The sequence below is a fragment of the Waterburya agarophytonicola KI4 genome (assembly GCF_020640915.1).
In the GTDB taxonomy this organism is placed as follows: Bacteria; Cyanobacteriota; Cyanobacteriia; order Cyanobacteriales; family Xenococcaceae; genus Waterburya; species Waterburya agarophytonicola.
On the sequence record NZ_JADWDC010000109.1, the window covers coordinates 1 to 9266 of the forward strand.

The following is a 9266-nucleotide window of genomic DNA, read 5'->3' on the forward strand; positions in this document are numbered from 1 at the left end:
AACGAAACTTTTGTCAAGTACATTTTATACAAAATAAGATGAGCTTACCCTGGTTTTCCTCCAACTATAGTTCTAAAAATTAGCCAGAGAAAGAATAATAATCGAACATATTAATCGTCGTCTAAAAATATTTAAATTATTATCATCCCGATATAGAAATAGAAGAAAAAGAATTAATTTGAGACTGAGTTTAATAGCAGGTATTTATAATTATGGACTGAATTACCGAAGAAAAACAACGATTTCTTCGTAGTTATGCAAGAGGTCTATTCTAAATCAATGTTAACAACAATTTTAATAGTTGAAGATGAAAGTATTGTTGCACAAGATTTACAAGGGATTCTAGAAGATCTTGGATATTCTGCACCAGAAATTGCCGACTGTGGAAAATTGGCTATAGAAAAAGCAGCTAGACTCAATCCTAGTTTGATTTTAATGGATATCCGACTTATTGGTGCAATGGATGGTATTGATGCAGCTGAAATAATTCAAGGAGATTATGATATTCCAGTAGTTTATTTAACTGCTCATTCTGATGCAAATACTTTAACAAGAGCTAAACATAGTTGTCCTTATGGCTATATTCTCAAACCTTTTCAAGAAAAAGAGTTGTACACTACTATCGAAATTGCTCTTTACAAGCACCAAATGCAAAAACAATTGAAACAACGGGCTAATTGGCTGGGTGCTATTTTAGAAAGCATTGGTGATGGAGTAATTACAACAGATATAGAAAATAATATTACTTTTATTAATTGTACTGCGGAAAATATTACGGGGTGGTCTTTTACTGAAGCAATAGGCAAAAAATTACCAGAAGTATTGAGACTAATTTACGAAAAAGATCGTCAAGCTGTTAATATTCCCGTTCAACAAATTCGACAAGCTGGAGAAACTATAACTTTATTAGAGCAAATTGTACTGATTAAAAAAAAACGGACAAGAACTACAAATTGAAGATTCGATTGCTCCGATTTATGATCGCTCGAATAATTTAGACTTAGATCCAACTATTAATAACAACTTTTTAGGTGTAGTATATGTTTTTCGAGATATTAGCCAGCAAAAGTTGATGCTCAAACAATTGCATCGTCAAGCATTTTATGACGATCTGACCAACTTAGCTAATCGTGCTTGGTTTAGAGAAAGACTAACTGATGCGATCGCCAGAATTCAAAGAAATCCAGATTATTTATTTGCTGTTTTATTACTCGATCTCGACCGTTTTAAAATTGTTAACGATACCTTAGGACATGAATTTGGCGATCGCCTTTTGATGGCTGTTGCTTCCAGACTGAGAGAATCAGTACGTCCTATGGACACAGTAGCTCGTTTGGGAGGAGACGAGTTTGTTATTTTACTTGAAAGTATTCATAGTGCCAATGAAGTTTTATGTGTGACTCATTCGAGTAAACCAAAAGCAGTGACAAAAATGCCGATCGCAGGTAAAGTATTGGTTCCAGGGATAGGAATCATCATGGAAATCGACATTAAAGCGATCGCGCAACCCAGGATAATTTTACCTGGAATACTGGTGCAAAGATAAGCTAGGCGAGGTTTGGTAATCTTTTCAATTCTTTTTACCCAAGGAAGACCCATTTTGAGGAATTTCTGGACTGTTTCTAGTTTCATCGAACCTTGGAGTAATTTATCGGGAAATCAACGGCGATCACTCTGCAAATACCTGCTATTTAATTCCGATGTTGTGTGAAGATAAAAAAGCTGGGATTTAAAAGCTTTTAGCCAAGAAAAATGACAAAATCAGTAGCTTTTTTAGGATTGGGTTTGATGGGTGGTGCGATGGCGGGAAATCTAGCGCGTTATGGCTATAAAGTAAAAGCCTGGAATCGAACGAGCGATCGCCCTGGAGTAACTATCGCACGAGAAAATGGTGCAACTATAGCCGACTCAATTAAAGCAGCAGTAGAAGATGCAAAAATTATTTTTAGTTGCGTGGGAGATGTTCCCGATGTAGAAGAAGTCTTGTTAGGAGATGCAGGGGTAATTCACCATGGCCAACCTGGTACTTTAATAGTTGACATGAGTACTATTGGTAGCGATGCAGCCAAGGAAATCGGACAAAGGTTGCAAGCAAACCAACTAAGGTTTATGGATGCGCCTGTTTCTGGGGGAGATATAGGCGCAAAAAACGGTACGCTCACGATTATGGTTGGGGGGAGCGAATCAGACTTTGCCGAATGCAAGCCTCTATTTGCAGCGATGGGCAATAATATTACCCTATGTGGTGATGTTGGTAGCGGACAAGGAGTTAAAATGTGCAACCAAATTCTTTGTTCCCTTTACATGGTGGGAATATGCGAAGCAATGCAACTAGCTAAACATCAAGGCATCGATCCTAACCTGATTGTGGATGTTTGCGGTACAGGAGCAGCAGGTTCTTGGGCATTATCAAACCTGGGTACAAAGATAATCGAGGGAGATCGCGATCCTGGTTTCGCCATCAAACATATTGTTAAAGATTTGCGCTTAGTTCGGGCAATCAATCAAACTTCGGGGGATAATCTTCCTGGTACAGAACTAGCCGATCGCTTATTCAAAATAGTACAAGCAATGGATAACGGTCAAGGCAAAGAACAAGGCACACAAGCTATGATACGAGCCTACGAAGAATCAACAATTAATAATTATGAGTGAAATTAGTAGCGAACAGCATAAAAAGAAAATGCAGCGTCGTAAAGAGGTTCAAGAAGAACGTCTAGCGGACAAAAAAGCTGATAAAGGCTTGATTATTGTCAATACAGGCAATGGTAAAGGAAAAACTACCGCAGCCTTGGGAATGGTCATGCGATCCCTCGGTCACGGTTATAAAGTAGCGATCGTGCAGTTTATTAAAGGTGCGTGGGAACCCGCCGAGAAAGCAGTTTTAGAAAAATATTCAGAACAATTAAACTTTCATGCAATGGGAGAAGGATTTACTTGGGAAACCCAAGACAGAGAAAGGGATATCGAAAAAGCTGAAGCTGCTTGGGTGCAAAGCTTAGAATATATTCTCAATCCTGAATATAGACTAGTTTTGCTAGATGAGGTTAACATTGCTCTAAAACTAGGATATTTAGATGTTAATACCGTCATAGAAGGACTAAAACAAAAACCAAAAGACTCCCACGTCATTTTGACAGGGAGAGACGCGCCAACAGAATTAATTGCGATCGCCGATTTAGTAACCGAAATGTCTTTAATCAAACACCCTTTCCGCGAACAAGGAATTAAAGCACAACCAGGAATCGAATTTTAAGTCATACCATAGTCAACAAATAAAATAGATTGTCTCATTTTTCTTAACACCCTCTTGCTTAATGACTGGTAAAACCATAGATAATAAGATTCAAATCTGGTTGGAACGTATGCTGTCAGCATTGTTGCTGATGGGACAAGTGATCGTTCACATCCTACAAGGAAAAATAAATCGCCGTAATACCCTCGAACAAATGGGAATAGTCGGGCCAGACTCTTTGGCGATCGCTTTAATTACAGCCATTTTTGTGGGTGCAGTTTTTACTATTCAAGTTGCCCGAGAATTTCTTAATTTTGGTGCAGTACAGGCGATCGGAGGGGTTTTAGTCTTAGCTCTCAGTCGAGAACTCGCTCCTGTCTTAACCGCAGTAGTCATTGCAGCGAGAGTCGGTTCGGCATTTGCAGCCGAAATTGGCACGATGAAAGTTACCGAACAAATTGATGCCCTTTACGTCCTAAAAAGCGATCCGATTGACTATTTAGTAGTCCCCCGTACAATTGCCTGTTGCGTTATGTTACCAATTTTGACCATCATTTCTCTAGTCACGGGAACAATTGGTGGCATCATTGTCTCTAGCACAATTTACAATATTTCTCAAGCAACTTTTATCGAATCGATCCAAGACTTTTTACAGATTTGGGATATTATCAGTGCGATGATTAAAGCCGTAATTTTCGGTGGATTAATTGCCATTATTGGTTGCAGCTGGGGACTCACCACCACAGGAGGAGCAAAAGGAGTCGGTCAATCTACTACTACAGCAGTAGTTATGGCTTTAATTACTATTTTTATTTCCAACTTCTTTTTATCGTGGCTCATGTTCCAAGGTTTAGGTCGTCAGTTTCTGAATTAGCCAAAAATTAAGCTAAAATTTGGGTCGTTGTAAAATGGATCTTGTTTCCAAGGTAAGGGATCGTTTAAAAATATATTATCTATAATGGCTACTAATATTCAGATAAATAATTCGCTCGAAGTTGTAGAACTTGCTCCCAACTACAAAATTCCCCTAGTTTTAATCGCGATCGCAATCCCATTATGTTTTTTTTCTATTTGGGCAGGAGGCATAGTAGCTTTGTTCGGTTTGTTTTTAACCATACAAACAGTTTTAATTAGACTACAATTTACCACTCAAGCTCTAGTTGTATTGCGCTCTGGAAAAATACTTAAAACTTTTCCTTATAGTGAATGGTTGAATTGGAAAATTTTTTGGTCGCCTATTCCCATTTTGTTTTATTTCCGCGAAGTTAATAGCATCCATTTTTTACCAATTATTTTCGATCCTAAAACTCTTTTAGATTGTCTAAACAAATACTATCCCCAACAATAACCAATAACCAATGAATTCTGAAATTCCTCCTATCCCCGAATCTGAAAACTCTAAATCAAACTCTACTGAGTCAGGAGATCTGCCATTAGAAGAATCAAAAGTTGAATCTACATCAGATATTGATGATGCTTGGTTAGAGGATGGCGTGGACGATATTATTGACGTTAGTGTTGAGCCTGAAACCGAAATTGAATCAAGCCAATTACAATTAACCAACTCTTCCAATACCGAACTAGATTTATCAGCAACTAACACCATCGAAGAATTAACTCCTGTAGAAACTGATAGGCAACAAAATACAGAAATAGTTGATAATTTGAGCGAATCAGAATTGTTTGTCGATAGCTGGTTGGATGAACCCAAAGCCGATGCGCCTTTAGCCATCGAAGATACTCCTACGAGTGTTCGAGACGAAGAAATAGATCGCTTGCAAGAACAAAAAGCCAGTCTAGAAGATGAAATAGAAGCTCTCAAAACCCAAAAAGAACAAATGCTTTTGCAGCAGGTGAGAGAAGTTCAAGAAAATATGGCGCAGATGATCGAAGAAGGTACTAGGGAGCTAAAAGAGCGCAAAACTAGTCTTCAAATCGAAATTGAGAAACTAGAACGTCGCAAAGACAGAATTAATCAAGAGATGCGAGCTAATTTTGCTGGTTCATCTCAAGAGTTGGCGGTCAAAGTTCAGGGTTTCAAAGAATATTTAGTTGGTAGCTTGCAGGATCTCGCTCGCGCAGCGGATAAATTAGATTTGGCTAAAACTGAAACTCCTCCTCGTACTCCATCTAGGATCGCAAATCGAGATGAAGAGATGGCGACAAATAGAGATAGGAGAAAAATAAGAGATAGAGGAAGAACTAGTAGAGAAAATATAGACACTGGTAACATTGAATATAGGAATAATAGAGACTCTAGAAGTGGCAGAGATAGCAGGAGGAACATAGATAGGGGTTCTGCACCATCTCCATCCCAAGGTCAATTTTCCGAGTCAACTTTTGCCGATCAAAGCAGACGGATTCGTCAGCTGATCGATCAATATCGTAATAACCCCGATTATTATGGTTCTCCTTGGCAGTTGAGACGTACTTTTGAACCAATACACGCTAAAAAAGTCCAAGACTGGTTTTTTGTCCAAGGAGGACGAGGAGCGATCGATAGTATGGGGAGTCGTTTGCAAAATATTTTGGTAGCTTCGGCTGCGGTTTCCATTTTGCATAACATCTATGGCGATCGCTGTAGAGTGTTGGTATTGACCGATACTCCCGAAAATTTGGGGGAATGGCGCAGGGGTTTACAAGATTGTCTAGGAATTTCTCGCAGTAATTTTGGTTCAAATCGCGGCGTTACTCTATTTGATTCTCCTGAAGTTGCTGTGCAGAGAGCCGAGCGTCTGATTGAAGAAAAATTATTACCTGTCATTATAATTGATGAAACAGAAGAATTATTGAACTTATCAGTTTTAAAATTCCCCATCTGGCTGGCTTTTGCTTCGAGTGCCAAACCAACATCTACTAATTATTTATATTAGTAAATTAAATTTGTCTGGGTATTTTTTAAATTGCAAAAAGCCGTTAAACTGTGACTATATATTAATGCAGTGATAAATTATGAGATTTGATTTTATTGTAGGTGGACTACTCATATTGGCAGCTTACCTACTGGGATCGATTCCTACGGGATACGCGGTCGGACGTTACTTAAAAGGTATTGACATCAGAGAACACGGTTCGGGTTCAACAGGTGCAACCAATGTTTTACGTACAGTAGGAAAGCCTGCTGCCTTAGTAGTATTAGCAATTGATTTACTCAAAGGTGCGATCGCTTTAGCTGTAGTTAATTTAGTTTATTCTCTTGCTCCTAGTGGGTTTTTACCTCCTGATTGGCATCCTTGGTTGATTACAGCAGCAGCCCTGAGTGCTATTATCGGACACAGTAAGTCGATTTGGCTCAACTTTACAGGAGGTAAATCCGTTGCTACTACTTTGGGCATATTGCTAGTGATGAATCCTTTAGTCGCTTTGGGCACTGTGATGACTTTCGCTGTAACTTTGGGAATTTCTCGAATAGTTTCTTTGAGTTCAATTTGTGGTGCGATCGCCGTAAATGTTTTGATAGTTGCCCTAAATCAACCCCCAGCCTACTCAGTTTTTGCTGTTTTAGCAGGTTTATATGTAATTTTACGTCACAAAACCAACATTCAGCGTTTGGTTGCTGGTATCGAGCCAAAAATAGGTCAAGCTTTGTAATCTATTAAAAAACTTAATTATTTTCGTAGAGAAAGCCAATAGAATCAAAGCCAAGGGCGATTTGTGGAGCAACACCTTCTTGCCAATTTCCTTCACAACGGCGATCGCAATTTAAAATCAAACGGAGGGAATAACTACGACAATAACCCTCTACTTCCATCCATAAAAGATCTGTTTCTGCTTCGCAATTAATCTTTTCTTCATCCATCAATTCTGCTGACATTTGACTCATGGTATCTACAAGTTGATTTAGCAGACGACAAAAGTCATTAAGTTCGGCTTTGGTTAATTCGATTGCCCAATCTTCTCCGCCGATCAACCCTTGATATTTTACCCCGTGGGGATGCCAGCCAATTCGCCATCCAGCCCCACTTTTCGTCAAACGTTCCAACTTTTTATTCCTATCTAATATTTTAAGTTAGTTAGGTTAGTCTAGTCGCCGATGATTTCTGGTTGAGTCAATTCATCTGACATTTCAATAATCGCTCTAATCACGGGTTTCATAGTAGGATCGTCAAAGCTTTCTAGTTCTTCATAACGACGGCGTTTAGCACGATTGGCTACTTGAACGGTAATACGATAGCGGTTGGAAGCAGCCGACACTAACTCTTCTGAGCGATACATGATGTGGGCGGAGTCGAAAGAACTTTTTCTTTGCATTAAAAGCGATACTCTTTAATTGAAGATTGACAGATGCAGTGATAACCACAAGACTATATCTTAACAAAAAGATGTTGTTTATTAGAGACAAGACGTACCTTGCTTCTACGGTTGTGATGATTTTTGAGATTCTATTACCGAACTCCAATCATCATTTTTAACCGCTGCTTCCAATTTTTGTCGACGCTCTACTTCTGCTTCACTTGGACTGTTATTAGCCGTTAATTCATCAACTAGAGTCGGATCTGCCATTGCTTTGCGTAGCTTGAGTTTTTTCTCTTCGTAGGCTTCTCTTTCTTCTTGAGTCATGCTTGCTTTAGCGGTTTCTCCAATAGTACGCGCCCAAGTATTCCCACCCTCAGAATTACCAGCAGGTGTATAGTCTAACTCTGCCATCCATTCCTTTTTCATTGCTTCCATTGCTTGACGCTTGGGAAACTTAAATGTTTTGACTCGAATATAAGTACAAGTGTCTGTTCCGTTTTGCATGATATGCCCTTCAACCGATCGCAAAACATCTCGCGAATAGCCAATATACTGATAGGTGCGACCGCTATCTAAAACCGCATAAACCCCCGCAACTTTAGTATTTGATGTTTGTTGCGACCATTCCGATATTTTAGCAATAGTCGTTCCATCAAAAGCGATCGCAATAGGAGAATTATCTACGTTATGCTCGTCATCCGAACTATATAAAAAGCTATGTAACCCTTGATGTGCGACGGGAACATTTTGATGTTCTAGAGGGGTGTTGTTGTCAGCCATAATTGTAGTTTGGATAAACGTCATTAATCATCCTAGCTGTCTTGGAGGTGCGTCAGGATATTTGAACAAGAATCGTAATTTACGATCGTTTTGGCTAGAGACAAAGCATCCCTCGTCTGTACTTGTAAAATAATTAAGTAGCTGAAATAAGAGGTAGTAGGAAAAAGTGGCGGGACATAGTAAGTGGGCAAATATCAAACGGCAAAAAGCTAGGGTAGATGCCAAAAAGGGAAAAACATTTACTCAGTTGTCGCGAGCTATAATTGTGGCTGCGCGTAATGGCGTGGCAGATCCCGATGGTAATTTTCAACTCCGCACGGCTATTGACAAAGCAAAAGCTGCGGGGGTATCTAATGAAAGTATAGAGAGATCGCTGGCCAAAGGTGCGGGGACATATCAAGATGATGATGCTATCCTCGAAGAAATTCGCTATGAAGGTTATGGTGCGGGGGGAGTGGCAATTTTGATTGAAGCTTTAACGGATAATCGCAATCGTACGGCTGCATACTTGAGATCGGCATTTACTAAAAATGATGGCAACCTGGGGGAAATTGGTTGTGTTAGTTGGATGTTCGAGCAAAAAGGAGTAATTACCCTCGATGTAGTGGACGAAGAAAAATTATTAGAAGCTTCTTTGGAGGGGGAGGCAGATAGTTATGAAATGTATGAAGAAGAAGGTGCAGAGGTATTTACTAGTGTTACTAATTTAGAACATCTCAATCAAACTCTCCAAAAACACGACTTTCCCATTCAAGAAATAGAATTACGCTGGATACCCAATAATAATATTGAAATAACCGACTCCGAACAAGAACGATCACTGTTTAAATTAATCGATACTTTGGAATCTCTCGATGACGTACAAAACGTCACGGCTAATTTTTTAACCGTGTGACCTAAGAAGATGGGGATGAAAGCGAAACGGACGATAAAGCCTGCGAGAAACCCACAGGAAACGTCCTCCTTAAGAACGTAGTGGTTGAGATCTCTATGACTTGTGCATTCTACCATTAGA

General features: G+C 39.3%; 11 protein-coding genes and 3 pseudogenes. 10 read left to right on the forward strand and 4 right to left on the reverse strand.

What is annotated here, in order from left to right; genetic code table 11:
* Window positions 1-79: 79 nt before the first annotated feature.
* The 3 genes and pseudogenes from I4641_RS22585 to I4641_RS22595 all read left to right on the forward strand — a co-directional run.
* Window positions 80-253 (forward strand): annotated as a pseudogene (locus I4641_RS22585) (IS5 family transposase); the annotation flags it as partial.
* 26 nt (window positions 254-279) lie between these two features.
* Window positions 280-957, forward strand: a complete 678-nt coding sequence (locus I4641_RS22590) for a response regulator (protein ID WP_229642842.1) — start codon at window positions 280-282, stop codon at window positions 955-957.
* A 115-nt stretch (window positions 958-1072) separates the two neighbouring features.
* Window positions 1073-1375, forward strand: a pseudogene (locus I4641_RS22595) (diguanylate cyclase domain-containing protein); the annotation flags it as partial.
* A 29-nt stretch (window positions 1376-1404) separates the two neighbouring features.
* Here I4641_RS22595 and I4641_RS22600 read toward each other — a convergent pair.
* Window positions 1405-1656: pseudogene (locus I4641_RS22600) on the reverse strand (exopolysaccharide biosynthesis protein); the annotation flags it as partial.
* A 96-nt stretch (window positions 1657-1752) separates the two neighbouring features.
* On the opposite strand from I4641_RS22600, the gene I4641_RS22605 reads away from it, so the two are divergent.
* From I4641_RS22605 to plsY, 6 genes are all read left to right on the forward strand, one after another.
* Complete coding sequence (locus I4641_RS22605; RefSeq protein ID WP_229642843.1) at window positions 1753-2655, forward strand: NAD(P)-dependent oxidoreductase; 903 nt, start codon at window positions 1753-1755, stop codon at window positions 2653-2655.
* The gene (gene cobO / locus I4641_RS22610) at window positions 2648-3256 is read left to right on the forward strand and encodes a cob(I)yrinic acid a,c-diamide adenosyltransferase (protein ID WP_229642844.1); all 609 of its coding nucleotides are present in this window, start codon (window positions 2648-2650) and stop codon (window positions 3254-3256) included. Before I4641_RS22605 ends, cobO begins: the two co-directional genes overlap by 8 nt.
* 61 nt (window positions 3257-3317) lie before the next feature.
* Window positions 3318-4109 carry an MlaE family lipid ABC transporter permease subunit gene (locus I4641_RS22615; RefSeq protein ID WP_229642845.1) on the forward strand — a complete coding sequence of 264 codons (792 nt, stop codon included), beginning with the start codon at window positions 3318-3320 and terminating at the stop codon, window positions 4107-4109.
* Window positions 4110-4193: 84 nt separating this feature from the next.
* Complete coding sequence (locus I4641_RS22620; RefSeq protein WP_229642846.1) at window positions 4194-4583, forward strand: DUF3119 family protein; 390 nt, start codon at window positions 4194-4196, stop codon at window positions 4581-4583.
* Between the two features lie 10 nt (window positions 4584-4593).
* Window positions 4594-6108, forward strand: coding sequence for a DUF3086 domain-containing protein (locus I4641_RS22625; RefSeq protein ID WP_229642847.1), 1515 nt, complete (start codon window positions 4594-4596; stop codon window positions 6106-6108).
* Window positions 6109-6187: 79 nt separating this feature from the next.
* On the forward strand, window positions 6188-6826 hold the full coding sequence (plsY, locus tag I4641_RS22630) for a glycerol-3-phosphate 1-O-acyltransferase PlsY (RefSeq protein WP_229642848.1): 639 nt from the start codon (window positions 6188-6190) through the stop codon (window positions 6824-6826).
* Window positions 6827-6839: 13 nt separating this feature from the next.
* On the opposite strand, the gene I4641_RS22635 is transcribed toward plsY, so the two are convergent.
* From I4641_RS22635 to I4641_RS22645, 3 genes are all read right to left on the reverse strand, one after another.
* Window positions 6840-7217, reverse strand: coding sequence for a DUF1818 family protein (locus I4641_RS22635; RefSeq protein WP_229642849.1), 378 nt, complete (start codon window positions 7215-7217; stop codon window positions 6840-6842).
* 41 nt (window positions 7218-7258) lie between these two features.
* Window positions 7259-7486, reverse strand: coding sequence for a DNA-directed RNA polymerase subunit omega (locus tag I4641_RS22640; protein ID WP_229642850.1), 228 nt, complete (start codon window positions 7484-7486; stop codon window positions 7259-7261).
* A 105-nt stretch (window positions 7487-7591) separates the two neighbouring features.
* The gene (locus I4641_RS22645; RefSeq protein ID WP_229642851.1) at window positions 7592-8275 is read right to left on the reverse strand and encodes a GIY-YIG nuclease family protein; all 684 of its coding nucleotides are present in this window, start codon (window positions 8273-8275) and stop codon (window positions 7592-7594) included.
* A gap of 142 nt (window positions 8276-8417) precedes the next feature.
* Between I4641_RS22645 and I4641_RS22650 the strand changes: the two genes are divergently transcribed.
* Window positions 8418-9146 carry a YebC/PmpR family DNA-binding transcriptional regulator gene (locus tag I4641_RS22650; protein WP_229642852.1) on the forward strand — a complete coding sequence of 243 codons (729 nt, stop codon included), beginning with the start codon at window positions 8418-8420 and terminating at the stop codon, window positions 9144-9146.
* Window positions 9147-9266: the final 120 nt, after the last annotated feature.